Source organism: Candidatus Pantoea communis (genome assembly GCF_011752685.1).
In the GTDB taxonomy this organism is placed as follows: domain Bacteria; phylum Pseudomonadota; class Gammaproteobacteria; order Enterobacterales; family Enterobacteriaceae; genus Pantoea; species Pantoea communis.
Map to the genome: position 1 here is coordinate 156,362 of NZ_VWXC01000010.1, position 25,863 is coordinate 182,224.

22 protein-coding genes are annotated in these 25,863 nt (G+C 56.3%); 10 read left to right on the top strand and 12 right to left on the bottom strand.

Going from position 1 to position 25,863, the window contains the following annotated elements; all coding sequences use genetic code 11:
- Nucleotide 1: 1 nt before the first annotated feature.
- Together speE and F3J37_RS14860 are read right to left on the bottom strand one after the other, a co-directional pair.
- Nucleotides 2–865: a polyamine aminopropyltransferase gene (gene speE / locus F3J37_RS14855; protein ID WP_166934092.1), complete on the bottom strand. Its 864-nt coding sequence runs from the start codon at nt 863–865 to the stop codon at nt 2–4.
- Nucleotides 866–973: 108 nt separating this feature from the next.
- Nucleotides 974–1,321, bottom strand: coding sequence for a YacC family pilotin-like protein (locus F3J37_RS14860; protein ID WP_007888732.1), 348 nt, complete (start codon nt 1,319–1,321; stop codon nt 974–976).
- Between the two features lie 177 nt (nt 1,322–1,498).
- Between F3J37_RS14860 and cueO the strand changes: the two genes are divergently transcribed.
- Nucleotides 1,499–3,121: a multicopper oxidase CueO gene (gene cueO / locus F3J37_RS14865; protein WP_166934094.1), complete on the top strand. Its 1,623-nt coding sequence runs from the start codon at nt 1,499–1,501 to the stop codon at nt 3,119–3,121.
- Between the two features lie 248 nt (nt 3,122–3,369).
- Here the strand turns inward: cueO and F3J37_RS14870 are convergent, their stop codons facing one another.
- The gene (locus F3J37_RS14870; RefSeq protein WP_166934095.1) at nt 3,370–4,659 is read right to left on the bottom strand and encodes a cystathionine gamma-synthase family protein; all 1,290 of its coding nucleotides are present in this window, start codon (nt 4,657–4,659) and stop codon (nt 3,370–3,372) included.
- 166 nt (nt 4,660–4,825) lie between these two features.
- On the opposite strand from F3J37_RS14870, the gene hpt reads away from it, so the two are divergent.
- From hpt to F3J37_RS14885, 3 genes are all read left to right on the top strand, one after another.
- Nucleotides 4,826–5,362, top strand: coding sequence for a hypoxanthine phosphoribosyltransferase (gene hpt, locus F3J37_RS14875; protein ID WP_039331277.1), 537 nt, complete (start codon nt 4,826–4,828; stop codon nt 5,360–5,362).
- 245 nt (nt 5,363–5,607) lie between these two features.
- Nucleotides 5,608–6,531, top strand: a complete 924-nt coding sequence (locus F3J37_RS14880) for an ABC transporter ATP-binding protein (RefSeq protein ID WP_097118370.1) — start codon at nt 5,608–5,610, stop codon at nt 6,529–6,531.
- Nucleotides 6,528–7,298 carry an ABC transporter permease gene (locus tag F3J37_RS14885; protein ID WP_034829563.1) on the top strand — a complete coding sequence of 257 codons (771 nt, stop codon included), beginning with the start codon at nt 6,528–6,530 and terminating at the stop codon, nt 7,296–7,298. Before F3J37_RS14880 ends, F3J37_RS14885 begins: the two co-directional genes overlap by 4 nt.
- A gap of 37 nt (nt 7,299–7,335) precedes the next feature.
- Here F3J37_RS14885 and panD read toward each other — a convergent pair whose 3' ends face one another.
- The 9 genes from panD to thpR all read right to left on the bottom strand — a co-directional run bounded on the left by panD (nt 7,336) and on the right by thpR (nt 14,414).
- Nucleotides 7,336–7,716: an aspartate 1-decarboxylase gene (gene panD / locus F3J37_RS14890; RefSeq protein ID WP_034829560.1), complete on the bottom strand. Its 381-nt coding sequence runs from the start codon at nt 7,714–7,716 to the stop codon at nt 7,336–7,338.
- A 40-nt stretch (nt 7,717–7,756) separates the two neighbouring features.
- Nucleotides 7,757–8,611, bottom strand: a complete 855-nt coding sequence (gene panC / locus F3J37_RS14895; RefSeq protein ID WP_038648994.1) for a pantoate--beta-alanine ligase — start codon at nt 8,609–8,611, stop codon at nt 7,757–7,759.
- Nucleotides 8,612–8,626: 15 nt separating this feature from the next.
- Nucleotides 8,627–9,421, bottom strand: a complete 795-nt coding sequence (gene panB / locus F3J37_RS14900; RefSeq protein WP_166934097.1) for a 3-methyl-2-oxobutanoate hydroxymethyltransferase — start codon at nt 9,419–9,421, stop codon at nt 8,627–8,629.
- 82 nt (nt 9,422–9,503) lie between these two features.
- Nucleotides 9,504–9,989: a 2-amino-4-hydroxy-6-hydroxymethyldihydropteridine diphosphokinase gene (gene folK, locus F3J37_RS14905; protein ID WP_034829553.1), complete on the bottom strand. Its 486-nt coding sequence runs from the start codon at nt 9,987–9,989 to the stop codon at nt 9,504–9,506.
- On the bottom strand, nt 9,986–11,401 hold the full coding sequence (gene pcnB / locus F3J37_RS14910; protein ID WP_205625007.1) for a polynucleotide adenylyltransferase PcnB: 1,416 nt from the start codon (nt 11,399–11,401) through the stop codon (nt 9,986–9,988). The genes folK and pcnB overlap by 4 nt, the downstream gene beginning before the upstream one ends.
- Nucleotides 11,402–11,437: 36 nt before the next feature.
- Entirely contained in the window at nt 11,438–12,373 is a 936-nt protein-coding gene (gluQRS, locus tag F3J37_RS14915; protein WP_166934099.1) for a tRNA glutamyl-Q(34) synthetase GluQRS, read from the bottom strand.
- A gap of 70 nt (nt 12,374–12,443) precedes the next feature.
- Nucleotides 12,444–12,899: an RNA polymerase-binding protein DksA gene (gene dksA / locus F3J37_RS14920; RefSeq protein ID WP_034829547.1), complete on the bottom strand. Its 456-nt coding sequence runs from the start codon at nt 12,897–12,899 to the stop codon at nt 12,444–12,446.
- A gap of 258 nt (nt 12,900–13,157) precedes the next feature.
- Nucleotides 13,158–13,874 (bottom strand): DNA/RNA nuclease SfsA, encoded by a 717-nt coding sequence (gene sfsA / locus F3J37_RS14925; RefSeq protein WP_166934101.1) that lies wholly within the window; start codon nt 13,872–13,874, stop codon nt 13,158–13,160.
- Nucleotides 13,875–14,414 carry an RNA 2',3'-cyclic phosphodiesterase gene (thpR, locus tag F3J37_RS14930; RefSeq protein WP_166934144.1) on the bottom strand — a complete coding sequence of 180 codons (540 nt, stop codon included), beginning with the start codon at nt 14,412–14,414 and terminating at the stop codon, nt 13,875–13,877.
- A 25-nt stretch (nt 14,415–14,439) separates the two neighbouring features.
- Here thpR and hrpB point away from each other — a divergent pair, with 25 nt between their 5' ends.
- The 6 genes from hrpB (at nt 14,440) to fhuB (ending at nt 25,724) form a co-directional block, all read left to right on the top strand.
- Nucleotides 14,440–16,911, top strand: a complete 2,472-nt coding sequence (gene hrpB, locus F3J37_RS14935; protein ID WP_166934103.1) for an ATP-dependent helicase HrpB — start codon at nt 14,440–14,442, stop codon at nt 16,909–16,911.
- Nucleotides 16,912–17,009: 98 nt separating this feature from the next.
- Complete coding sequence (gene mrcB, locus F3J37_RS14940; protein ID WP_058960863.1) at nt 17,010–19,556, top strand: bifunctional glycosyl transferase/transpeptidase; 2,547 nt, start codon at nt 17,010–17,012, stop codon at nt 19,554–19,556.
- 214 nt (nt 19,557–19,770) lie between these two features.
- Nucleotides 19,771–21,972: a ferrichrome porin FhuA gene (gene fhuA, locus F3J37_RS14945; protein WP_166934105.1), complete on the top strand. Its 2,202-nt coding sequence runs from the start codon at nt 19,771–19,773 to the stop codon at nt 21,970–21,972.
- 93 nt (nt 21,973–22,065) lie between these two features.
- Nucleotides 22,066–22,860, top strand: a complete 795-nt coding sequence (fhuC, locus tag F3J37_RS14950; RefSeq protein ID WP_058960861.1) for a Fe3+-hydroxamate ABC transporter ATP-binding protein FhuC — start codon at nt 22,066–22,068, stop codon at nt 22,858–22,860.
- Between the two features lie 9 nt (nt 22,861–22,869).
- Nucleotides 22,870–23,748, top strand: coding sequence for a Fe(3+)-hydroxamate ABC transporter substrate-binding protein FhuD (gene fhuD, locus F3J37_RS14955; protein WP_166934107.1), 879 nt, complete (start codon nt 22,870–22,872; stop codon nt 23,746–23,748).
- On the top strand, nt 23,748–25,724 hold the full coding sequence (gene fhuB, locus F3J37_RS14960; protein ID WP_166934109.1) for a Fe(3+)-hydroxamate ABC transporter permease FhuB: 1,977 nt from the start codon (nt 23,748–23,750) through the stop codon (nt 25,722–25,724). The genes fhuD and fhuB overlap by 1 nt, the downstream gene beginning before the upstream one ends.
- Nucleotides 25,725–25,863 lie beyond the last annotated feature (139 nt).

Genomic DNA, 25,863 nt, shown 5'->3' on the forward strand with positions numbered 1-25,863 from the left:
GTCACTCCTCACACGACAAGGCATTCAGCAGATATTGCGGTAAGGCAAAGCTACCGACATGAATCGCGGGATTGTAGTAGCGGCAGCGCAGGCCCGCGTCGTCAAAGCGTGATTGCAGGGTGTCTGCATCCCACTGGCGTAGCGTCTCGTTGTCGCTTGCCCAGGCAAACGTCATAATGCCGCCGTAATAGGTGGGGATCGCCGCCTGATAAAAGCTGACGTCGGAGAAGTAATGGCCAAGTTTACGATGGCTGTTGATCGCTTCGTCCTGCTGCAGGAAACAGACGCCGTTCTGTGCCACAAAGATTCCGCCGGGATTTAGCGCCTGTTTACAGCCGGCATAGAATTCAGAGGTAAACAGACTTTCACCGGGACCGATGGGATCGGTGCAATCGGAAATAATGACGTCGAACTTCTCTTGCGTCTGGGTGACGAAATTCACACCATCATCAATCACCAGATTCAGCCGTGGATCGTCGTAGGCACCGGCGCTGTGATTGGGCAGATACGTCTTGCAAAAACTCACCACGCCGGCATCGATCTCAACCATGGTGATCTGTTCAATCGTTTGGTGACGTGAGACCTCGCGCAGCATGGCGCCATCGCCACCGCCAATGATCAGCACGCGTTTCGCCTTGCCGTGCGCCAGGATTGGCACGTGGGTCATCATTTCGTGGTAGATGAACTCATCGCGCTCGGTGGTTTGCACCACACCGTCCAGCGCCATGACACGACCAAAAGCGGCATTTTCAAAGATCACCAGATCCTGATGCGCCGTTTTGTCGCGATATAGCAGTTTATCTACCGTGAAATACTGTCCAAATCCGGCATGAAGCGTCTCATACCACATTTCATTCTGGGCCATGATGGGGCTCTCCTCGAATGTCATCGCCATGAAATTAGGGGAAAAAGCATAGCGAAATATGACCGTGGTTGCACGGTCAAATCTTCAGCAGCAGAGCGGGATGGCGGGCTATTTGACGTAAGCGAGCAGACTCAGCGAGTCACGCGCCAGCGACTTACACTTCTTGTCATTGGTAATGGCGATACCGCTCAAATCTTTGTAACTCTCTTCGCCGAGCGACTTCATGTTGTAGTTGCTGTAATTGCTCAGATCCCAGCGGTTCTGCTGGGCAAAAAACACCAGCGCTTTGCGAATTTGCGCATCGGGCAGATCCTGATAGCCACAATCGTTCTTCAGGTAAACAAACACCGCGGTCAGATCGGCCAGATCTTCTGCTTCGGATTCGCTCAGGGCAAAACTGGTGGAGGAGAAGCCAAGGAGTCCCGCCAGCAGCAGGATCTTGATGCTTTTCGTCATAATCATTCTCAACAAGGGACAATTTATTGACGTTAGCACAGTTATTGCAGGGATTCCGCTAAATTTGCCCAAATGGGGCATTCCCACGGTTTTTATCGGCGCATTCTGTTAAGGGGCTTGACCCTCCCGCAGGGTAAAGGTTTACGCTGTGCCCTTATTCACGACAAGGATAAGAATATGCAACGTCGTCATTTTCTAAAGTTGACCGCCGCACTCAGCGCGGCAGGTGCGCTGCCTTTGTGGAGCCGTTCGTTAATGGCGGCGATGCGCCCGCTGTTACCGATCCCCTCTATTTTGCAGCCCGATGCACGCGGAGCGTACACGCTCACCGCAATGAGTGGCACCAGCCAATGGAACGGCAAATCCGTCCCGACGTGGGGCTATAACGGCAGTCTGCTCGGCCCGGCGCTGCGGTTGCCGCGCGAGAAAGCCGTTACGGTGAATATTCATAATCGGCTGGCGGAAGCAACGACATTGCACTGGCACGGTCTGGAAATTCCTGGCGATGTTGATGGTGGACCGCAAGCACTGATTGCGCCCGGTGCCTCACGTCAGGTGACCTTTACGCCCGATCAACCGGCTGCCACCTGTTGGTTCCATCCGCATCAGCATGGCAAAACCGGCTATCAGGTGGCGCAGGGGCTGGCGGGACTGGTGCTGTTAGAGGATGAAGATTCCGGCAAATTGCGTCTGCCGATGCAGTGGGGCGAAGATGACGTGCCGCTGATTTTCCAGGATAAACAGCTGACCAAAGACGGCGCAAAAATCGATTACCAACTCGACATCATGCGCGCGGCGGTGGGCTGGTTTGGTGACATGATGTTAACCAACGGCGTGCAGTATCCGCAGCAAGCGGTGCCACGCGGCTGGCTGCGCTTGCGTCTGTTAAACGGCTGCAATGCCCGTTCGCTGGATATCGCCACCAGTGATAAGCGCCCAATGTACGTGATTGCCAGCGATGGCGGTTTGCTGGCCGAGCCGGTAAAAGTGGATAGCCTGCCGCTGCTGCCTGGCGAGCGGTTCGAAGTGATGATTGATACTTCAGACGGCAAAACCTTCGACATGGTGACGCTGCCGGTGACGCAGATGGGCATGACGCTGGCACCCTTTGATCAACCCTTGCCGCTGGTGCAAATTCTGCCACTGCGCGTGATGGCAAGTGGTTCTATGCCGGATAAGCTGGTGGATCTGCCGCCGCTGCCATCAGTGGAAGGCGTGCAAAGCCGCTGGCTACAACTGATGATGGATCCGCAACTGGATCAACAAGGCATGCAGGCGCTGATGGATCGTTACGGTCATCAAGCCATGGCCGGGATGAAAATGGATCACGGCAACATGGACTCGAAGGGGGGGGCGATGCGGATGGATCATGGCAACATGGACATGAGCGGCGGTGCCATGAAGATGGACCATGGCAGTATGCCGATGGATCACGCAAAAACAGTGGCTTACGATTTCCACAACGGCAATAAAATCAACGGTCAGGCGTTTAACATGACCAAGCCGATGTTTAACGCCGAACTCGGAAAAGTGGAAAAATGGACCATTTCCGGTGAGGGCGATGCCATGCTGCATCCGTTCCACATTCATGGCACCCAGTTCCGCATCCTGTCAGAAAACGGCAAGCCGCCAGCGCCGCATCGTGCAGGCTGGAAAGACATGGTCAGCGTCAACGGCTGGCGCAGTGAGGTGCTGGTGCGCTTTAACTACGTTGCCAATGCCGATAACGCCTACATGGCGCATTGCCATCTGCTGGAGCATGAAGATACGGGCATGATGCTGGGCTTCACCGTCGGCTAAGTGACTGCCACACCGCAGCGAAGCCTAAACGTCTTCGCTGCGGGTTGTTTAGCAATACCAGGGCATAAACGGGACATTGACTGCTCAGCAGTATCAGGGCGCCAATGGCCTGATTTCCTGTTACAGGGGCAGGGCACAAGTGGCCTGGTTTACGGCAGCACACGAGGTTGGACATCGGGCAGCCTTATCCAGCTGCTCGATGCCTGGTCAACGCCGCCCTTCACGCACTGAGCGTGCCAGGCAAGTGATTAGGCCTGAGCCGCTTCCAGCGCCAGCTGGATATCCTCAATCAAATCATCAGCATGTTCGATACCAATCGACAAACGTACCGTGGCATCGGTAATGCCAATACGCTGGCGTACTTCCTGCGGCACGCCGGAATGGGTGGTGCTGCCCGGATGGCTGGCGAGTGATTCGGTACCGCCCAGGCTCACGGCCAATTTAAACAACGCAAGGGCATTGAGAAAACGAAATGCTGCCGGCTGGCCGCCTTTGATATCGAACGAGAAGGTGGAACCTGCGCCGCTGCATTGTCGCTGGAAGGTTTCACCCGCAGAGGTGTCCGCATCGAGATAGGGCAGCCAGTGCAATTTTTCTACCTGCGGATTATCACGCAAAAACGCGGCGACTTTTTCTGCATTGCTGGCGGCTTTCTCCATCCTCAACGACAGCGTTTCCAGCGATCGTCCAATCATCCAGCTGGAGTGCGGATCAAGTTGGGTGCCGATGGCACTGCGCAGCGATCGCACCTTGCTCACCAGCGCTTTGCTGCCCAGCACCGCACCGGCAATCAGATCCGAATGGCCGCCGACATATTTGGTGAGCGAGTAGAGCGACAAGTCTGCACCGTGCTGCAAAGGACGTTGAAACAGCGGGCCGAGCAAGGTGTTATCGCAGGCGAGAATCGGGCGCGAACCTTGCTGCTGGGTGATGACATCTGCTACCTGCTTCATCAGCTGAATATCCACCAGGCTGTTGGTCGGGTTGGCCGGCGTCTCAATCAGAATCAGCGCCACACGACCGCGCTGCCACGCCAGTTTGGCTGCTTCATACACTTTGTCTTCATCGGTGCCATCGCTGAAGCCGACGGCTTTAATCTCTAAATCGTGCAGCGTTTTGCTTAGCAACGTTTCAGTGCCGCCGTACAGCGGCTGCGAATGCAAAATCACTTCACCTGGCCGCGCAAACGTCAGCAGCGTGGTGGCAATGGCCGACATTCCGGAGGAGAACAGCGCGGCACTTTCTGCCTGTTCATAGATGGCCAACCGATCTTCCACAATCTCGCTATTGGGATGGTTAAAGCGTGAGTATACCAGCCCACCGCTCTTGCCCTCCGGCGGCTGCTTACGTCCGGCAACGAAATCAAAAAAGTCCCGTCCCTCTTCGGCGCTGTTGAACACAAAGGTCGAAGTCAGGAATACAGGAGGTTTGACTGCGCCCTCCGATAGCCGCGGATCGTAACCGTAATTAAGCATCTGCGTTTCCGGATGCAGATCGTGGGTGCCAATCTGTGTTTTTTTACTGGATGAAGCGGCCATAGGATCTCCAGAGAATACCGGTGAGAGTGCGGGTGGGTTTTCTGTAGTTAAGGCCAGCGCAATAAATTTTGCCACGGTATCGTTTGCGTTCTGTGCGCGGCGTTAGAGGTTGGTTCGACTATGATAGACTTCGTGGCTTTCTGAAAACCTTAACCAGGCGAATGCAATGAAACACACCGTCGACGTGATGATCTCTGAGCAGGAGATTGCAACCCGTATTGCCGAACTGGGCAAGCAGATTAGCGAACACTACCGTAGCAGCGGCAGCGAAATGGTGTTGGTGGGTCTGCTGCGTGGCTCCTTTATGTTTATGGCCGATCTCTGCCGTGCCATCGATGTCCCGCATGAAGTCGACTTTATGACCGCCTCCAGCTACGGCAGTGGCATGTCATCGACTCGCGACGTGAAAATCCTGAAAGATCTGGATGAGGACATTCGCGGCAAAGACGTGCTGATCGTGGAAGACATCATCGATTCTGGCAACACGCTGAGCAAAGTGCGCGAGATCCTGCGCCTGCGCGAGCCAAAGTCACTGGCCATCTGCACGCTGCTGGATAAACCAGAGCGTCGCGAAGTGGAAGTGACCGTGGAATACGTTGGTTTCACCATTCCTGACGAGTTCGTGGTCGGCTTTGGTATCGACTACGCGCAGCGCTATCGTCATCTGCCGTATATTGGCAAAGTTATCCCGACCGGTGAATAACCGCACAATCTTCCAAGGCTAATCCCGCCAGCCTGCGATAAGATGCGCAGCCCGCGAGTCAATGACTGACGGGCTGCGCTTGCGTTCCCCTACCGCATGCAGAGTGGTAAAGTGTCGCGGGTTATCGCTCAGCGCTTCATCTTTGATTTTTCACTCGTTATCTCTGAATAACCCCGCATGCTCGGCGTGAGCGCACTATCATTTCATAGGGCTTTGATGTCACTACAACAGGGTATGGATTCGCAATGACTTATGCACTGGAACTTTCCGGGCTCACCAAAACCTATCCCGGCGGCGTTCAGGCGCTGAAGAAGCTTGATCTCAACGTTGAGGCAGGCGATTTTTACGCACTGCTCGGGCCAAACGGCGCGGGTAAATCGACCACTATCGGCATCATCAGTTCGCTGGTGAATAAATCCGGCGGCAGCGTGCGGGTGTTTGGCTATGACCTGGAAAAAGACGTGGTCAATGCGAAACGCCAGCTGGGTCTGGTTCCGCAGGAGTTCAACTTTAACCCGTTTGAAACCGTGATGCAGATTGTGGTCAATCAGGCGGGTTACTACGGCGTGGAGCGTTCTGAAGCTAACAAGCGCGCGGAAAAATACCTTAACCAACTCGATCTGTGGGGCAAACGCAACGAGCGTGCACGCATGCTGTCGGGCGGGATGAAACGCCGTTTGATGATCGCACGTGCGCTGATGCACGAGCCAAAACTGCTGATTCTGGATGAACCGACCGCAGGTGTCGATATCGAACTGCGTCGTTCAATGTGGACCTTCCTGAAAGATCTCAACATCAAAGGCACCACCATTATTCTCACCACGCACTACCTGGAAGAAGCAGAAATGCTGTGCCGCAATATCGGCATTATTCAGAGCGGTGAGCTGGTGGAAAACACCTCGATGAAAGGCCTGCTGTCAAAGCTGCAATCGGAAACCTTCATCCTCGATCTGGCGCCGCGTAGTCCGCTGCCGCAGCTGGAAGGCTTCCAGTATCGCCTGGTGGATACCTCTACGCTGGAAGTGGAAGTGATGCGTGAGCAGGGGCTCAACAGCGTGTTCAGCCAGCTGAGTGCGCAGGGCGTGCAGGTGCTGAGTATGCGTAACAAAGCGAACCGCCTTGAAGAGCTGTTCGTCAGCCTGACCCAGGGTAAAGGAGTGAAAGCATGACACATTTATACTGGGTGGCGCTCAAGAGCATCTGGGCCAAGGAGATCAACCGTTTTGCCCGCATCTGGATTCAGACGCTGGTGCCACCGGTGATCACCATGACGCTCTATTTCATCATCTTCGGTAACCTGATTGGTTCACGCATCGGCGATATGCATGGCTTCAGCTATATGCAGTTCATCGTGCCGGGTCTGATCATGATGGCGGTGATTACCAACGCTTACGCCAACGTGGCCTCTTCATTCTTCAGTGCTAAATTCCAGCGCAATATTGAAGAGCTGCTGGTGGCGCCGGTGCCCACGCACATTATCATCGCCGGTTATGTTGGCGGCGGCGTGGCGCGTGGCGTGTGCGTTGGTATTCTGGTGACGGCGATTTCGCTGTTCTTTGTGCCGTTCCACGTGCACTCGTGGTCAATGGTGGCCCTGACGCTGCTGCTGACTGCGATTCTGTTCTCGCTGGCTGGCCTGCTGAATGCGGTGTTTGCGCGTACCTTTGACGATATCAGCTTGATCCCCACCTTCGTGCTGACACCGTTAACCTATTTGGGGGGGGTGTTCTATTCGCTGACGCTGCTGCCGCCGTTCTGGCAGGCGGTGTCGAAACTGAACCCGGTGGTATATATGATCAGTGGATTCCGCTACGGTTTCCTCGGCATCAATGATGTGCCGCTGGTGTTTACCCTGTCAGTGCTGATTGCCTTTATCGTGGTGTTTTACGTACTGGTGTATGCGTTGATTCAGCGCGGTCGCGGATTGCGGACTTAAGTTTTACGGGGGCGGCCGAATGGCCGCCCCCGTTGTATCAAGCCACCTGAACCGGCAACGCTTTAGCGATGCGTTTCATCTCGTTGTCGCCTTCGAAATAAGCGACTTTGGGCTGCCAGCTACGGGCGACTTCATCTTCCACCTGCACATAAGAGCAGATGATCATGATGTCACCTTCACAGGCACAACGGGCGGCGGCACCATTGACGGAGATGATCTTCGAGCCACGCTCAGCGGCAATCGCGTAGGTGGAGAAACGCTGACCGTTGGTGACGTTATAAATGTCGATGGCTTCGTATTGCAGAATGCCGGATGCATCAAGAAAATCCTGGTCGATGGCGCAGGAACCTTCGTAGTGCAAATCTGCCTGCGTAACTTTCACGCGGTGCAGTTTGCCCTGAAGTACGGTACGAATCATAACGGGATAACCTTATTAAGCTGCGATTAAACGACGGAGGTCACTCCGTCAGATCCACTTGCTGATTATCGATCAGGCGCGCATTCCCCAACCAGGCGGCCATCAGAATCACGGCGCGCTGGCTATCCACCGTCAGCGGCTGCAAATTGTCGGCATCGCAAATGGCCAGTCCATCAGGGCGGAAGCCTTTCTCACGCAATGCGGCCTCGGCCGTTTCGATAATCTCTTCAACATGGCGTTCGCCGTTGTTCAGACGCTCGGCCATGCTGTTCATCACCTGGCTCAGACCCGCAGCGATCGCGCGCTCTTCGCTGGTGAGATAACCGTTACGTGAGCTCAACGCCAAACCATCTTGCGCGCGTACGGTTGGCACGCCGACAATCTCGATATCGAAGCCCATGTCGGCCACCATCTTGCGGATAATGGCTAACTGCTGGAAATCTTTCTCACCAAAACAGGCAATATCGGGCTGCACCAGATTAAACAGTTTGCTCACAATAGTGGACACACCGCGGAAGTGACCGGGACGACTGGCACCTTCCAGCAGTGATGATAACCCCGGAACTTCAACGAAGGTCTGGCTATCCAGCCCTTTGGGATACACATCCGCTGGCGCAGGGGCAAACACCAAATCGACGCTGTGACGATTGAGCTTCTCGCAATCGTCCTGCAAGGTGCGGGGATAACGCGCCAGGTCATCGGCGCGTTCAAACTGCATCGGGTTGACGAAAATCGAAACCACCACGATATCGGCCCGCTCGCGCGCTTCATCCACCAACGTCAGGTGGCCGTCATGCAGGTTGCCCATGGTGGGCACCAGCGCGATACGTTTGCCTTCCTGCCGCCAGCGACGAATTTCTCGTCGCAGCATCGGCAGCGATTCAATAATCAGCACTGCAAATCTCCTGATTTACTGGAAACTGTGTTCGGCGGCTGGGTAGATGCCCGCCTCAACGTCGGCAATATACTGGCGAATTGCCGCGCGAATGTCGCCGGTTTCCGCGAGGAAATTTTTGGCAAATTTAGGAATATGGCCGCCGGTAATGCCAAAGGCATCGTGCATCACCAGAATCTGTCCATCGGTGACGTTACCCGCACCAATACCGATGACCGGAATGCTCAACGCTTTGGTGATACGCTCTGCCAGCGCCACCGGCACACACTCCAGCACCATCAATTGTGCTCCGGCGGCTTCCAGCGCCAGTGCATCGGCCAGCAAACGCTCCGCGCCCGCTTCATCACGGCCCTGCACCTTGTAGCCACCAAAGATGTTCACTGACTGTGGCGTCAGGCCTAGATGACCACAGACCGGCACGGCGCGCTCGGTAAGCATACGCACGGTCTCTGCCAGCCATTCACCGCCTTCCAGCTTCACCATGTTGGCACCGGCACGCATCAGTTGAGCGGCGTTATCGAAGGTTTGCTGCGGTGTGGCGTAACTCATGAACGGCAGGTCGGCCATCACCAACGCATTCGGCGCGCCTCGGCGCACGGCCGCGGTGTGATAAGCGATATCCGCCACGGTGACAGGTAATGTGGATTCATGGCCTTGCACGGTCATGCCAAGGGAGTCGCCAATCAGCATCACCTGAATGCCTTCATCGGCAAACAGGCGGGCAAAGCTAAAGTCGTAGGCCGTCAGGGTGGCAAATTTGCGGCCACTGGCTTTGAGCTGGCGTAAATGGGAGATGGTTGTCGGTTTCATCGCACACTCCAGAGTTTTCTGATGCGCGCAGTGTACTGGATTGATTGAAAAGGCGATACGACCGTAGTGCGATTATTGCCGCCTACTCAGACCACAAGCGGATGGTGCTGCGATCCAGTGTGGCGAGGATGCCGGTCAGTGGCTGACCGTTGGGCAAGCGCAGGCCAGGCGCGATTTCCAGCAGCGGTACCAGCATAAACGCACGGTTGTGCATGTCGTAGTGTGGCACGGTGAGACGTGGGGTGTGAATCGTCTGCTGACCAAACAGCATGATGTCGATATCGAGGGTGCGCGGTCCCCAGCGCTCCGCTTTGCGCACACGCCCATGCTCCAGCTCGATACGTTGCGTATGATCGAGCAGCGATTCAGCTTCCAGCGTGGTGTCCAGCGCGACCACCGCATTCAGGTAATCGGGCTGGTCTGGCGGGCCGTACGGTGGCGTGCGATACAACGAAGAGGTGGCGACGCGCGAGGTGTGCGGTATCGCATCAATCGCGGCCAGCGCTGCATCAACCTGATGCAGCGGGTCGGCCAGATTACTGCCTAAGGCGAGGTAAACACGAATCATGATGCGCTATTGGTATCGCGGCGCGGGCCGGTTGGACGACGGCGCGGACGACGCGGTTTGCGACGCGGTGCCACCGGATCATCGCCCAGCGTGTTCATCATGGTTTTCTGCTCGACCGGCGCCGCAGCCTGGAACTCGCCCCACCAATGGGTCAGGCTTTGCAGTTCGCGGTTGTTTTCCACATCGGCTCGCAGCGCCAGCAGATCATAAGCGGCACGGAATTTAGGATGCTCCATCAGCTTCCATGCGCGTTTGCCATGACGACGTGACATGCGCAACTGCAGCTGCCAGATATCGCGAATCAGGGTGGTGATACGCTTAGGAATCGCCAGCGCACGGCAGGCTTCATCCAGCGTTTCGTTCATCGACAGCGCAAAGGCGTCGTAATAGGTCAGTCCGCTTTCCTGCGCAATGCGTTGGGCCGATTCCAGCTGCGGATACCAGAACATCGCGGCAAACAGGAAGGCCGGATTGACACGCATATCGTTCTGAATGCGGTTGTCGGTGTTCTTCAGCACCTGAGCCAGCATTTTCTCCATCAGACTGTCGCTTTCGGCGGTGAAGCCACGCGTCAGGGTAGGGAAAAGCGGCTGGAACAGATGGTACTCACGCATCATCTGATAGGTACGGAATCCGTAACCGGCTTGCAGCAATTTAAGGGATTCTTCAAACAGACGCGCAGGCGGAATGTCATTCAGCAGCGTGGCCAGGCGCGGAATCGGCTCGGCAGTTTCCGCGGCAATGCGCATCTCCAGCTTGGCGGCAAAACGCACCACGCGCAGCATACGTACCGGATCTTCGCGATAACGGGTTTCCGGATCGCCAATCAAACGGATCACGCCGTCTTCCAGATCCTGCAAACCGCCGACGTAATCACGTACGGAGAAATCCGCCACGCTGTAATACAGGCTGTTGATGGTGAGATCGCGGCGCTGGGCATCATCTTCGATGCTGCCAAAAATGTTATCACGCAGCAGCATGCCGTTCTGGCCGCGCTGGGAGTTGTTGCGATCGTCTTCAGCTTCTTCCTGGTGATGACCACGGAAAGTCGCGACTTCGATCACTTCAGGACCGAACATCACATGTGCCAGACGGAAACGACGACCGACGAGACGGCAGTTGCGGAACAATTTGCGCATCTGCTCAGGCGTGGCGTTGGTGGTGATATCAAAGTCTTTTGGCTTCTTACCCAGCAGCAAATCGCGCACGCCGCCGCCTACCAGGTAAGCTTCGAAACCGGCTTTATTCAGGCGATACAGCACTTTAAGGGCGTTTTCGCTGATATCTTTGCGTGAGATGTTATGGCTTTCACGGGGAATGACGGTCATCAGACTTTCAGTTTCCACCTCTTCAGGCGCCTCCTCGTCACGCTTGAGGACTCTCCGGCAAAAATTTGCGACTCGGGTAAAAATGGGACACCTCGACAGTGATAAAAGGGTGTTAATAAATCAGCGGCTAATCATAGCCTGTTGCGAACCATTTAGGAATGGCGATGTCGCCTCATCCGTGATTCGCGCGTTCTGTTGTGGGATCAGTTGGATACTCCACTGTGCCACCGCGTTATCGAGCAGTTGCTCCACTGTGGCATCTTGCCAACTCTTCAAAACCGATTGCCCCAGCAAGTGCAACGCGCATATCAGCAATGGGCGCGCATCCCCATCAGGTAGAGCGGGCGCATGATTCTGTTTAGAGAGCTTATTGCCATCGTCATTGATGGCCAGCGGCAGGTGCAGATACGCAGGCACCGGCCAGCCGTACTGCTGGTAGAGCGCGATTTGACGCACCGTGGGTTCAATCAAATCTGCCCCGCGTACGATTTCCGTCACACCCTGAAAATGGTCATCTACTACCACCGCCAGGTTGTAAGCAAACAAACCATCCCGGCGATGGATAATAAAATCTTCTTCTGCCAGCGAGCGCTCGGCCGCTAAATGACCGCGCAGGCGATCGTCAAAGCCATAAACCGGTGCATGCTGACGCAGGCGCAGCGCGGCGTTCTCTGCAGGGAGATGTAATTCCCGACAGTGACCGTCGTAGAACCCCCCAAGCTGCTGAATACGGCTGCGCGTGCAGGTACAAAAGTAGCTTTGACGGTGCTGTTGCAGCCAGCTCAGTGCTTCCCGGTAGGCATCATGACGCTGCGACTGCCACAACACGTCGCCATCCCACTGCAGGCCATAATGCTCCAGCTGTTTCAGGATGCGTGTGGCTGCGCCAGCCACTTCTCGCGGCGGATCGATATCTTCAATACGCACCAGCCAGCGGCCTTGTTGCGCACGCGCGCTCAGGTAGCTGCCTAAGGCGGCTATCAGCGAACCAAAATGCAGATCACCAGAAGGAGAGGGAGCGAAACGCCCGACGCAGGAAGAGGTTGAAGAGTTCATTTTGAGGTGCACCGCACGTCGGGAAAACAGTGGTTTTCCCGGCAGTGCGGCGACAGTCTGCTCACGGCCATTAGCCTGCCATCTGCTTCTCGCGGATTTCAGCCAGCGTTTTGCAGTCGATGCAGAGATCGGCGGTCGGACGCGCTTCAAGGCGACGAATACCAATTTCTACACCACAAGAATCACAGTAGCCGAAATCGTCGTCATCCACTTTCTTCAGCGTTTTTTCGATCTTTTTGATCAGTTTACGCTCACGATCGCGGTTACGTAATTCCAGGCTGAACTCTTCTTCCTGTGCGGCACGGTCTACCGGATCCGGGAAGTTCGCAGCTTCGTCCTGCATATGCGACACAGTGCGGTCTACTTCATCCCGAAGTTGGTTGCGCCAGGCTTCCAGAATCTTGCGGAAATGGCTCAGTTGGGCGTCGTTCATATACTCTTCGCCCGGTTTCACCTGATACGGCTCCACACCAGCGATGGCGAGGATACTCAGGGACGATGTTTTACGGTTTTGCCCTTCTTGCATGTTGTTTCTCCTGGATAACACGCCCTTCCCGTCATACTTCAGGTTGCATGTGCATTGGCTAAATTGACCACCGACTGCCTGCAACGCGAATTATTAAGGGGTATATCGATTCCCATCAGGGAAAAAACAGGCCGCTATAAATAGCAGAAGCAGTCAAGGTTGGCAATTATTCATATTCGCACCTTGACAAGCCTGTGAGGAACAGCGTATTTAGCGCACCGCCCAGAACATTCCTATCACAGCAAATTGCTATAAATATTACAACTCTGCGTTAATCGTCACGGCGACGGGCTGAGTGAGTAACATTTGAGCAGGTGAAATCTGAGCCTGATACGCCAACACTTCCACTCCACAGCGTTGAGCCTGTCCCAGTAGTTCTGCGTAGTGTGCGTCGATATGGCGCGCCGGGGAGACGTCCTCAATCCCCGTATGCAGAACGGCGAACAACAAAACAGCTCGATGACCCTCTGCCGCGATAGCACTGAGTTCGCGCAGATGCTTCTGTCCTCGAGCCGTCACCGCATCCGGAAAAAAGCCTTTACCCTGCTGTAAAAGGGTGACGGACTTGACTTCAATATAGCAGTTTGATCTGCCCTCCGCTTGCAGCAGAAAGTCAATTCGGCTTTTTTCCGTACCGTATTTCACTTCAGGTTGGCAGTGGCTGTAAGCGGACAATTCTGGAATGGCGTCAAGGGTTAAGGCTTCACGTACCAGTTGATTGGCTCTGAGGGTGTTCACGCAGATCCAGTGGCCTTGTTGTGTCTCGGTCAATTCCCAGCTATGCGGATACTTGCGCGTGGTGCTGTCTGACGTGGAATACCACACGGTATCACCCGGCGTGGCGCAGCCGGTCATCGCGCCGGTATTGGCGCAGTGAATGGTCAGTGTCTCCCCCTCTGGCGTCACGACATCGGCAAGAAAACGCTTATAGCGCGCGATAAGACGAGCGGGTTTTAGCGGTGGATCAAACTGCATTCAGGCTCCTGACGAAGAGGGCAATGGCCAGCGCGCCAGCCGCCGATAGCGGGTGCGTCCCTGGCTAAAGGTCGATGAGAACAGCGCAAAGTCACTGACATCGTACTGCCAGTGAAAGCCGCGCGGGGGTAAGGCTACTTTTTGCGTGGCGTGGCGCAACAAGGTGATATGCGGATGAAAAGGCTGTGCACTCTGGGCGCAGCCATGGCGTGCCGCCTGAGCACGCAGCAGGCTCGCTAACTGCAACAAGCCGCGTGGCGCACGTTGGCAGCCAAGCCACACGACACCGGGGCGCGGCCAGTGTCCCGCATCATCCAAATCCAGGCTGAAACCGGGCTGGATAATGCGCGAAGCTAACTGCTGTAACTGCTGCGAGGTCTCGGCACTGACATCCCCCAGAAACGCCAGCGTCAGATGCAGATTGGCGGCGGCCACCGGTTTTCCTGCCCCTTCTGCAAAGTGATCTGCGCGCCACTGTACCAGCTGTTGCTGGAGTGGCGCGGGCAGTTCGAGGGCAAAAAACAGGCGTTGTATCGACATGGTGACGTGACCGTTGAGTGCTACAATGCGCGCCATGTTAGCACAGGCAGAGTGGGAGTTAAGTGTGAGTGAATTACCGGTAAGTGAGGTGCTGCCTGCATTGCTCGATGCATTGTCTCAGTCATCACAAGTTTTACTGGCGGCACCCACCGGCGCGGGAAAATCGACCTGGCTGCCGCTGCAATTGTTACAGCAGTCGGTGCTGCCGGGGCGCATCATTATGCTTGAGCCGCGTCGTCTGGCGGCGCGTAATGTGGCGCAGCGCCTGGCGGATCAGTTGGGGGAACAGCCCGGTGGCACCGTGGGATATCGCATGCGCGGTGAAAACTGCTGCGGCCCCCATACGCGACTGGAAGTGGTGACCGAAGGCATTCTGACGCGCATGTTGCAGCGCGATCCGATGCTCGAAGGTGTGTCGCTGGTGATCCTCGATGAGTTTCATGAGCGCAGCCTACAGGCTGATTTGGCGCTGGCGCTGCTGCTGGATGTGCAACAAGGGCTGCGCGATGACCTGAAAATCTTGCTGATGTCCGCCACGCTGGATAACGAGAGGCTGCGTCAGTTGCTGCCGGATGCGCCTTTAATTGTCTCTGAAGGACGTAGCTTCCCGGTGACGCGCCGTTATGCCTCGCTCAATCCGCAACAGCGTTTTGACGAAGCGGTAGCACGAGAAGTGGCGCAATTGCTGCGCGACGAAACGGGTTCGCTGCTGCTGTTCCTGCCGGGCGTCGCGGAGATTGAACGCGTGAAGCGCGAGCTGGAATCCCGCGTCGGCGATGACGTGGATCTCTCTCCTTTATATGGCGCGCTGTCTCTGGATGCGCAGCGTCGCGCGATTCTGCCTGCGCCCGCCGGTCGTCGCAAGGTGGTGTTGGCGACCAATATCGCCGAAACCAGTCTGACCATTGAAGGCATCCGTCTGGTAGTGGATAGCGCGCTGGAACGCTCAGCGCAGTTTGATGTACGCAGTGGCGTAACACGGTTGCAAACCCAGCGTATCAGCCAGGCATCAATGACGCAGCGAGCAGGTCGTGCGGGTCGTCTTGAACCCGGTATCTGTTTGCATCTGCTACCCCAGGAACAAGCGATGCGCGCGGTGGCACAGAGTGAGCCGGAAATCCTCAACAGCGATCTCTCTTCACTGCAAATCGATTTATTGCAGTGGGGTTGCCAGGAGGCGTCACAGCTTAGCTGGCTGGATGTGCCACCCGCGCGCAGCTTACGCGCGGCAAATGATTTACTGACCCGTTTGGGGGCGCTGGAAGGCGAGAAGCTGAATGCGCGTGGGCGGAAAATGGCGGCGCTGGGCAGCGATCCCCGCCTCACGGCCATCTTGTGCGCGGCACAGGATAAGGATGCGATCGCCAGTGCCGCCTTACTGGTGGCGATTCTGGAAGATCCGCCACGTAGCGGTAGCGCAGATCTGCGTGATGCACTCAACCGGCCTCAGCCTCACTGGCAACGCCGCGCCCGTCAGTGGCAGCAGCGACTCAATGCCAGCGGCGGCAGCGTCAATCCCGATCTGTTCCCCTCTTTACTGGCAGCGGGGTTTGCCGATCGGCTGGCGCAGCGGCGAGGCGAAAGCGCACGCTATCAGCTGGCTAACGGTATTGGCGCCATGCTGGATGAACAGGATGGCCTGAGCCGCTATGAGTGGTTAATCGCGCCGACCCTGTTACAGGGCGCCAGTGCCGCCGAAGCCCGTATGTTACTGGCGCTGCCGGTAGAGATAAGTGCGTTACGCCAGCAATGCCCTGAACTGGTGTCACAGCGCATTGATGTGGAGTGGGATGAGGAGAAAGGGACTTTGCGCGCCTGGAAACGGGAACTCTTGGGTGCGCTGGTCCTAAAAGCACAGCCGCAGGCGCGACCGGAACCGGAGATTTTACACCCGGCGATGTTGCGCTGGATCCGCGAAAAAGGGCTCTCGGTACTCGGCTGGCCCCCCGAAGCGGAACAGCTGCGTTTGCGTTTGCATTGTGCCGCCGAGTGGCTGCCGGAAGAGGCGTGGCCGCCATTGGACGATGAGAGCCTGCTCGACTCACTGGAGCGTTGGCTGTTACCCGAGATGGGTTCCGTGCGCGATCTCAGGAGCCTGCAGGCCGTCAATCTTGTCAGCGCATTATTACATTTGCTGACATGGTCACAACGTCAGCGGCTGGATACTGTGCTGCCAACTCATTACACTGTGCCGACCGGAAGTCGCCTGCCTATTCGTTACGATGCTGAAAAGCCTCCGGCGTTGGCAGTGCGTATGCAGGAGATGTTTGGGGAAGCGCAAAATCCCGCGGTGGCCGAAGGCCGCATTCCGCTGGTGCTGGAGTTGTTGTCACCGGCGCAGCGTCCGTTGCAGATCACCCGTGATCTCGCTGCGTTCTGGCGCGGAGCCTATCCTGAAGTGCAGAAAGAGATGAAAGGGCGCTATCCCAAACATCCCTGGCCCGACGATCCGGCAAACGCCTTACCGACAAGGCGCACCAAGAAATTTTCATCGTGACACTCTGTGGATCGAATTCAGAGGGTTCTGCCATGCGCAGCACGAGAAAGCAGTTAGAGTAACGGCCGTAGCCGTAGCTATGCCTGGAGAATAAAAGCATGTCTGGGAACGATCGCGAACCTATTGGGCGTAAAGGAAAAGCGCCAAAGCCGCCGCGCAGCACTGCGCGCCGGGGTCGCCGCAGGGAGCTTGATGATGATATCGATCAGGACGATTTTGACGAAGACGATGAGGAGAGCACACCGGTGCCACCAAAAGGTAAAGGGAAAGGAAAACGTCCGCCACGCGGCAAACGTCGTTGGTTAGGCTGGTTAATTAAGCTTTTCCTGGTCTTTGTGGTCGTGATGGTGGCCTGGGGCATCTATCTCGACTCTGAAATCCGCAGCCGCATCGACGGTAAAGTGTGGCAGTTGCCTGCCGCTGTTTACGGCCGCATGGTGAGCCTTGAGCCGGGGATGTCGTACGACAAAAAAGAGATGATTGCGCTGCTGGAAGGGACGCAGTATCGCGAAGTGTCGCGCATTACCCGTCCGGGCGAATTTAGCGTCAAAGGCAACACCATCGATCTGCTGCGTCGTCCGTTTGACTTCCCGGACAGCAAAGAGGGGCAGATCAACGCCCGTCTGACGTTCAGCAACAACGAACTGAGCGAGATTAAAAACCTCGATACCGGACGTGATTTTGGCTTCTTCCGCCTTGATCCACGTTTGATCACCATGCTGCAATCGCCGAACGGTGAGCAGCGGCTGTTCGTGCCGCGTGCGGGCTTCCCGGATCTGCTGGTCAGTACGCTGATCGCGACCGAAGACCGTCACTTCTATGAGCATGATGGTATTAGCCCGTATTCGATTGGCCGTGCATTCCTTGCCAATATCACCGCCGGTAAAGCGGTACAGGGCGGCAGTACCTTGACGCAGCAGCTGGTGAAAAACCTGTTCCTGACCAACGAGCGTTCACTGTGGCGCAAAGCGCGTGAAGCTTACATGGCAGTGATCATGGATGCGCGTTACAGCAAAGATCGCATCCTTGAGTTGTACCTCAACGAGGTTTACCTCGGTCAGGCGGGCAACGATCAGATCCGTGGCTTCCCGCTGGCGAGTTTGTATTACTTCGGTCGTCCCGTCGATGAGCTGAGCCTCGACCAGCAGGCGATGCTGGTCGGCATGGTGAAAGGTGCTTCGCTGTATAACCCGTGGCGCAACCCGAAACTGGCCCTCGAGCGCCGCAACCTGGTGCTGCGTTTGCTGCAACAGCAGAACGTCATCGATCAGGAGCTGTACGATATGCTCTCGGCGCGTCCGCTGGGTGTGCAGCCGAAAGGGGGCGTGATCACGCCGCAGCCTGCCTTTATGCAGATGGTACGTAACGAGTTGCAGGCCAAACTGGGCGACAAGATTAAAGATCTGTCTGGCGTGAAGATCTTCACCACGCTCGATCCTATCTCTCAGGACGCGGCGGAAAAAGCGGTTGAAGATGGCATCCCGGCGCTGAAAAAACAGCGTGGCTTGAAGGACCTTGAAACCGCGATGGTGGTGGTGGATCGCTTCAGTGGTGAAGTGCGAGCCATGGTGGGCGGTGCGGATCCGCAGTTTGCCGGTTACAACCGTGCGCTGCAGGCGCGTCGTTCTATCGGTTCACTGGCTAAACCGGCGACCTATCTCACCGCATTGAGCCAGCCGAATACCTATCGTCTGAACACCTGGCTGGCGGATGAGCCGATTGCGCTGAAACAGCCGAACGGTTCCATCTGGAAACCGATGAACGACGACAAGCGTTTCAGCGGCAAAGTGATGCTGGTGGATGCCTTAACCAACTCCATGAACGTGCCTACCGTAAATCTGGGGATGACATTGGGTCTGCCATCGGTGGTGGATACCTGGACGAAGCTGGGCGTGCCAAAAGATCAGCTGAATCCGGTGCCAGCGATGTTACTGGGAGCACTTAACCTGACACCGATCGAAGCGGCGCAGGCGTTCCAGTCGATCGCCAGCGGCGGTAACCGCGCCGACCTGTCGGCGGTACGTTCGGTGATTGCTGAAGATGGCACGGTGTTGTACCAGAGCTTCCCGCAGGCGCAACGCGTTGAGCCGGCGCAGGCTGCTTATATGACCTTGTACACCATGCAGCAAGTTGCCGATCACGGCACCGCCCGTGCGCTGGGCGCGCGTTATCCGAATGCTCATCTGGCGGGTAAAACCGGTACCACCAATGATTTGATCGATAGCTGGTTTGCGGGTATTGATGGCAAAGAGGTCGCGATCACCTGGGTTGGCCGCGACAACAACCAGACGTCGAAGCTGTACGGTGCAAGCGGTGCGATGCAGATTTATCGCCGTTATCTCGACAACCAGGCGCCAATGCCGCTGGTGCTGACACCGCCAGAAGATATTACGCAGATGAACGTCGACTCTGCCGGTAACTTCGTGTGTGGTTCTGGCAGCAGCACCTGGCGTTCACTGCCGGTATGGACGTTGGATCCCAACGCGCTGTGCCAGCAACAGCAGCAACAGATCCAGCAACAGCAGCAGATCCAACAGCAGCAAGAGTCGCAACCTCAGCAGCAGTCACCTCAGCAGCAGCAGGGTGAGCAGAAAGATGCTGATGGCGTAGCAGGCTGGATCAAGGATATGTTCGGCAGCAAATAGTTAGCTGCAGAAAACAGAGGGCGCTTCGGCGCCCTTTTTCATGCCTGTGATTTATTAATCGCGATCATGGACATGCACGATCTGGTCGCAAACGCACCGCCATCAGGCATTACATCTTGCGGATCTCGCCAAACTTCGCCTAAAATCCGTGCGTCTAATAATCATTCTCGTTTTCATTCGCCTGCATCGTTTCCTTTTCGAGAGATCCTTTTTTATGAATGCGCGAAATTCTAATCCTTGTTCTGCACGTGCTGCGACCTCCCGTCGTCCGCTCGCTTTAATGATTTCTTTAACACTGGGTACGCTGAGCGCACAGGCGCTGGCAGAAGATACCGTGGTGGTGACCGCCAATGGCGGCAACACCGTCGCGCAGGAAAGCGCATGGGGTCCGGCTCCTACCATTGCCGCCAAGCACAGTGCTACCGGCACCAAAACCGATACGCCGATTGAGAAAAACCCACAGTCGGTTTCGGTGGTGACGCAGGAAGAGATGGCGATGCACGCTGTAACCAGCGTAAAAGGTGCGTTTAACTACACGGCTGGCGTGCTGACGGGTAACCGCGGCAGCTCAAGCGTAATCGATGCGCTGTCGATTCGTGGCTTTAGCGAAACCAACACTAACCAATATCTTGATGGCCTGAAGCTGCAGGGGGATAACTACTCCGAGTTCGCCATTGATCCTTACTTCCTGGAGCGTGCGGAACTGCTGCGTGGCCCGGTGTCGGTGCTGTACGGCAAAAGCAACCCAGGCGGCGTGGTGTCGCTGGTGAGCAAGCGCCCGACGCAGGAAACACTGCGTGAAGTGCAGTTCCAGATGGGCACCGATAACCTGTTCTCTACCGGCTTCGATTTCGGCGGATCGCTGGATGATGACGGCGTGTACAGCTATCGCCTGACGGGGCTGGCTCGCAGTGCCGACGCGCAGCAGGATATGAACAAAGAGAAGCGTTATACCATCGCGCCTTCGTTCAGCTGGCGTCCTGATGCCAATACCCGCTTTGATTTGCTGACCTATTTCCAGAACGAGCCGGAAACCGGTTATTACGGCTGGTTGCCGCGTCAGGGCACCGTGGTCGGCATTACCCGCCCGGACGGCAGCAGCTACAAACTGCCAACCAACTTTGATGAAGGCGAAGACAGCAACAAGATTTCGCGCAACACCAAGATGGTGGGCTACAACTTCGAGCACAGCTTCAACGATACCTGGACGGTGCGCCAGAATCTGCGTTATGCGGATTTAAGAACCAATTACCGCAGTATTTATGGCTTTGGTTTAGATGAAGACACTTTGCAAATCAACCGTAACTCCGCAGTTTCTGATGAAAAACTCAATCAGTTTGCTGTGGATAATCAGGTACAAGCAAAGTTTGCCACTGGTGCAGTCGACCATACTTTACTAATGGGCGTGGATTATCAGCGCACGCGTAATGATATTAATGCTGCTTTCGATAGTGCTGAGCCTATTAGCGCGGTGAATCCTCAGTATGGCAATGATACTTTGGGTGGAACCCCTTTCATTTACCAATACCTAAATAAACAAGAACAGACCGGTTTATATACTCAGGATCAGATGGAATGGAACCGCTGGGTGCTCACGCTAGGAGGCCGTTATGATTATGCGATGACTTCCGCGCTCAATCGCAATGGAAACGTTGAAGAAAAGAATCACGACCAGGCATTTACATGGCGTGGCGGTTTGAACTACGTGTTTGATAATGGTATTGCACCGTATTTCAGCTACAGCGAGTCTTTTATCCCTACAGCAGGGACTACCTCCAGCGGCCAAACTTTCGACCCTTCACGTGCTAAGCAATACGAAGCTGGCATTAAGTATGTACCGAAAGACCGTCCAATTGTCGTTACTGGTGCAATTTATCAGCTGACAAAAACGAAGAATCTGACCACCGACCCTAACAACGTTAACTTTAGCGTGCAGAGCGGTGAAATCCGTTCTCGTGGTGTTGAATTGGAAGCCAAGGCAGCACTGAACGCCAACATCAATATGACGGCGTCGTACACCTACACCGATGCGGAATACACCGAAGATACAACGCTGAAAGGCAGAACGCCGGTGCAAGTACCTAAGCATATGGCCACGTTGTGGGGCGATTACACCTTCCACGAGACCGCATTGTCCGGCGTTACGCTGGGAGCGGGTGTGCGCTATATCGGCGAGAGCAAAGGTTTGTATTCAACAGGCGACAACATCAACCAAAACTTCGACGTAGCGGGTTACACCACCGTCGACGCAGCGCTGAAATATGACCTCGGCCGTTTCGGTCTGCCGGGCTCTTCTGTGGGTGTTAATATCAACAACCTGTTCGATCGTGAATACGTTGCCAGCTGCTACCGTGATTACGCTTGCTACTGGGGCGCTGAACGTCAAATCGTTGGTACCGCCACCTTCCGCTTCTGATCCGTCAGGGCGAATATGTTGTGATTTTGGGCGGCCTCAGGGCCGCCCCCTTCAGAATCAGATCGGTTTTGTGCTAATTAACCAGGAATCACCATGCAGCATCCGCACCACGAAGAAACCACCTTCACGCTGGATAATGTCAGCTTTCGCGTACCTGGACGCACGTTGCTGCATCCACTTTCACTCACCTTTGCGCCGGGTAAAGTGACGGCGTTGATTGGCCACAACGGCTCGGGTAAATCCACCTTGCTGAAAATGCTGGGGCGTCACCATGCGGCAAGTGAAGGCCAGGTGCTGTTGAACAGTGATGCGGTGGAGAACTGGGGCAGCAAAGATTTTGCGCGCCAGGTGGCGTATTTGCCGCAGCAGTTACCGGCGGCAGAAGGGATGACGGTGCGTGAGTTGGTGGCGATTGGTCGTTATCCGTGGCACGGGGCGCTCGGGCGCTACGGCCAGGAAGATCGCGATCGCGTGGAAGAAGCGATTACGCTGGTGGGACTAAAACCGTTTGCCGGGCGTCTGGTGGACAGTCTGTCAGGCGGCGAACGCCAGCGTGCGTGGTTGGCAATGCTGGTGGCGCAAAATAGCCGCTGCCTGTTGCTGGATGAACCCACTTCAGCGCTGGATATCGCACATCAGGTTGATGTGCTGGCACTGATTCAACGACTCAGCCGTGAGCGCGGGTTAACGGTGATTGCCGTGCTGCATGACATTAACATGGCGGCACGTTATTGCGACCGTCTGGTGGCGCTGCGAGGCGGCGAAATGATTGCGGAAGGCGGGCCTGATGTCATCATGCAGGCCGATGTGCTGGGCAATATCTACGGTATTCCGATGGGCATCTTGCCCCATCCACAAGGCGGTGCTCCCGTCAGTTTTGTTTACTGAGGCCTCGCCATGTTCGACATTTCACGCCGTCGCTTGCTGACGGCGCTGGCACTGACGCCACTGATGAACGTTGCCCCATTGCGTGCGGCAACACCCGATCTGCAGCGCATCCTGGCGCTGGAATGGCTACCCGTTGAGCTACTGATGGCGCTCGGTGTATCGCCGCTCGGTGTGGCTGATTTGCGCAACTACAACATCTGGGTTGTTGAGCCGATGCTATCCGCCAGCACCATCGATCTCGGCCTGCGCACCGAACCCAATCTGGAACTGATGACGCAGCTCGAACCTTCCTTAATCCTGCACTCCAACGGCTACGGTCCGGGATTAGATAAACTCGATCGCATCGCGCCGACCATGGGCTTTGATCTGAATAGCGGGGACGGTAAACCGTTAAGTACTGCCCGTAAATCACTGCATGCGCTCGGTGCCCGGCTGGGCCGGGAAGCGCAGGCGGTACAGCATCTGCAATTCCTGGATGAGCAGCTAGCGGCAGCGCGCGAACGTCTCAAACCCTGGGCAGATCGTCCGGTGCTGCTGATGTCATTGATGGACAGCCGTCACGCCATCACGTTTGGCACCAACAGTCTGTTCCTCGAAGTGATGGAAATCCTTGGCCTGAGTAACGCCTGGCAGGGTGAAACCAATTTCTGGGGCAGTGCCGTGGTTGGGCTTGAGCGGTTAGCCGATGTCGGCGATGTGCAGGTGATCTGTTTTGATCACGATAACGATCGTGACATGCAGCAGGTGATGAAAACTGCGCTGTGGCAGGCGCTGCCGTTTATCCGCGCGGGCCGCTTCAAGCGTGTGCCTGCCGTCTGGTATTACGGCGCGACCTATTCAGCGCTGAAATTTGTCCGCGTGCTGGAACACGCGCTGGAGTCGCACTGATGCGCCATCGTCTCTTTCCTGTGATGCTGCTAAGCAGCATGTTTTTACTGGCGCTGGCGCTGACCTTTATCAATCTGCGTGACGCGCTGCCAACGGCGCAGTGGTCACAAGCCTTCTTTGCGCCGGACATCAACAGTATCCAACAGGTGGTGTTCCATCACAGCCTGTTATCGCGTCTGGCGCTGGCGCTGTTGGTGGGGGCGGGTCTCGGATTGGCCGGTTTACTGTTTCAGCAGGTGCTGCGCAATCCGCTGGCGGAACCGACCACGTTGGGTGTGTCATCCGGTGCACAGCTCGGTATTACGGTCGCCACGCTCTGGCATTTGCCGGGTGGTGAGCTGACACAGCAATTTGCTGCGATGGCGGGCGCAGTGCTGGTGGGCATCCTGGTATTTGGCGTGGCCTGGGGCAAACGGCTGTCACCCGTGACACTGATCCTCGCCGGGTTGGTCCTGAGCCTGTATGCCGGTTCGGTGAATCAAATCTTTGCCATCTTCAATCATGATCAGCTGCTGAATATGTTCTTGTGGAGCACCGGCACACTGAATCAGATGGATGGGCACAACGTCGCCATGCTGTGGCCGCGTCTGCTGTTGGCTTTTGTCGTGGCGCTGGCATTGCTGCGCCCCTTGACGCTCATGGGGCTTGATGACGGCGTAGCAAAAAATCTCGGTCTGGCACTGTCTGCTGCGCGTGTCGGCGCACTCGCTCTGGCGATTCTGTTAAGTGCGCAATTGGTGAACGTCGCCGGGATTATCGGTTTTATCGGGCTGTTTGCACCACTGCTGGCGAAAATGCTCGGGGGGCGTCGCTTACTCAGCCGTATGCTGCTGGCTCCGCTGATTGGTGCCTTACTGCTGTGGCTGGCCGATCAGTGCGTATTGTGGCTGACCAGCCACTGGCGCGAGGTTTCCACCGGCACAGCGACCGCGTTGATTGGCGTACCGATTCTGCTGTGGCTGTTGCCGCGTTTACGTACCGGCTCGGTTCCACCGGCAATGAATATGGGCGACAAGGTGCCGGCAGAGCGCCAGAAGGTGGTGCTGTGGTGTGGCATTGGCCTTGGGGTGCTGGCGCTGCTGAGCGTTATCGGCATCTCCTTTGGTCGTGATGCACACAGCTGGACGTGGGTGAGTGGTGAGATGCTGCATCAACTGCTGCCGTGGCGTGCACCTCGCGTGCTGGCGGCGTTAGTCGTGGGGATGATGCTGGGTGTTGCAGGTGCGTTGATTCAGCGCCTCACTGGCAACCCGATGGCCAGTCCGGAAGTGTTAGGCATCAGTTCCGGCGCGGCCTGTGGTGTGGTTGTGATGATGTTCTTTGTGCCGGGTGACGCCGTGGCGTGGTTGCTGCCCGCTGGCGCATTAGGCGCGGCGCTGACGCTGCTGGTCATTATGCTGGTCGCCAGTCGCGGAGGTTTCTCACCGGAGCGTATGTTGCTGGCGGGCATGGCGCTTAACAGTGCCTTTGTCACCTTACTGATGGTGTTAATGGCGAGTGGCGATCCGCGCATGGGCGGCCTGCTAAGCTGGATTTCCGGTTCGACTTACAACATCAATATGCCGCAGGCAGTGCAAAGCGCCGTGGTGGGTATCGTATTTATTGCGCTCGCGCCACTGGCGAGCCGCTGGCTCACACTGCTGCCGCTGGGTAGTGCGACGGCACGTTCAGCGGGGATGGCATTAACAGGTTCGCGTCTGACCCTGCTGCTGCTGGCGGCGGCGTTAACGGCCACGGCGACCTTGACCATCGGCCCGTTGAGTTTTGTCGGTTTGATGGCGCCGCATATCGTGCGCATGCTGGGCTTCAGGCGCGCATTACCGCAGGTGTTGATGGCGGGATTATTAGGCGGCGGATTGATGGTGTTTGCAGACTGGTGCGGCAGGATGCTGGCGTTCCCGGATCAGATCCCTGCAGGTTTAATGGCGACCTTCTTTGGCGCGCCGTATTTTATCTGGCTGTTGCGTCGCGCATAAACGCGCAGCCTACGTCAATCGGCGCTTACAGGGCAGCTGCGCATAATTGTGCAACCTAACGGAAATGGGTATATGCGTGTAGCTGAGCATAACGATGCGAACGAACGGCAAGGGTGCCTTTAGGGGACGTTGTGCCTCA

Excerpts from the sequence above, each read along its gene's own strand:
- panD (WP_034829560.1), bottom strand. The coding sequence starts at position 7,716 with ATGATTCGTACCGTACTTCAGGGCAAACTGCACCGCGTGAAAGTTACG.
- sfsA (WP_166934101.1), bottom strand. The coding sequence starts at position 13,874 with ATGCAGTTTGATCCACCGCTAAAACCCGCTCGTCTTATCGCGCGCTAT.
- fhuB (WP_166934109.1), top strand. The coding sequence starts at position 23,748 with ATGCGCCATCGTCTCTTTCCTGTGATGCTGCTAAGCAGCATGTTTTTA.
- fhuD (WP_166934107.1), top strand. The coding sequence starts at position 22,870 with ATGTTCGACATTTCACGCCGTCGCTTGCTGACGGCGCTGGCACTGACG.
- hpt (WP_039331277.1), top strand. The coding sequence starts at position 4,826 with ATGAAACACACCGTCGACGTGATGATCTCTGAGCAGGAGATTGCAACC.
- F3J37_RS14885 (WP_034829563.1), top strand. The coding sequence starts at position 6,528 with ATGACACATTTATACTGGGTGGCGCTCAAGAGCATCTGGGCCAAGGAG.
- fhuC (WP_058960861.1), top strand. The coding sequence starts at position 22,066 with ATGCAGCATCCGCACCACGAAGAAACCACCTTCACGCTGGATAATGTC.
- mrcB (WP_058960863.1), top strand. The coding sequence starts at position 17,010 with ATGTCTGGGAACGATCGCGAACCTATTGGGCGTAAAGGAAAAGCGCCA.
- F3J37_RS14870 (WP_166934095.1), bottom strand. The coding sequence starts at position 4,659 with ATGGCCGCTTCATCCAGTAAAAAAACACAGATTGGCACCCACGATCTG.
- thpR (WP_166934144.1), bottom strand. The coding sequence starts at position 14,414 with ATGTCGATACAACGCCTGTTTTTTGCCCTCGAACTGCCCGCGCCACTC.
- panB (WP_166934097.1), bottom strand. The coding sequence starts at position 9,421 with ATGAAACCGACAACCATCTCCCATTTACGCCAGCTCAAAGCCAGTGGC.
- F3J37_RS14860 (WP_007888732.1), bottom strand. The coding sequence starts at position 1,321 with ATGACGAAAAGCATCAAGATCCTGCTGCTGGCGGGACTCCTTGGCTTC.
- speE (WP_166934092.1), bottom strand. The coding sequence starts at position 865 with ATGGCCCAGAATGAAATGTGGTATGAGACGCTTCATGCCGGATTTGGA.
- gluQRS (WP_166934099.1), bottom strand. The coding sequence starts at position 12,373 with ATGAACTCTTCAACCTCTTCCTGCGTCGGGCGTTTCGCTCCCTCTCCT.
- folK (WP_034829553.1), bottom strand. The coding sequence starts at position 9,989 with ATGATTCGTGTTTACCTCGCCTTAGGCAGTAATCTGGCCGACCCGCTG.
- fhuA (WP_166934105.1), top strand. The coding sequence starts at position 19,771 with ATGAATGCGCGAAATTCTAATCCTTGTTCTGCACGTGCTGCGACCTCC.
- hrpB (WP_166934103.1), top strand. The coding sequence starts at position 14,440 with ATGCGCGCCATGTTAGCACAGGCAGAGTGGGAGTTAAGTGTGAGTGAA.
- F3J37_RS14880 (WP_097118370.1), top strand. The coding sequence starts at position 5,608 with ATGACTTATGCACTGGAACTTTCCGGGCTCACCAAAACCTATCCCGGC.
- cueO (WP_166934094.1), top strand. The coding sequence starts at position 1,499 with ATGCAACGTCGTCATTTTCTAAAGTTGACCGCCGCACTCAGCGCGGCA.
- dksA (WP_034829547.1), bottom strand. The coding sequence starts at position 12,899 with ATGCAAGAAGGGCAAAACCGTAAAACATCGTCCCTGAGTATCCTCGCC.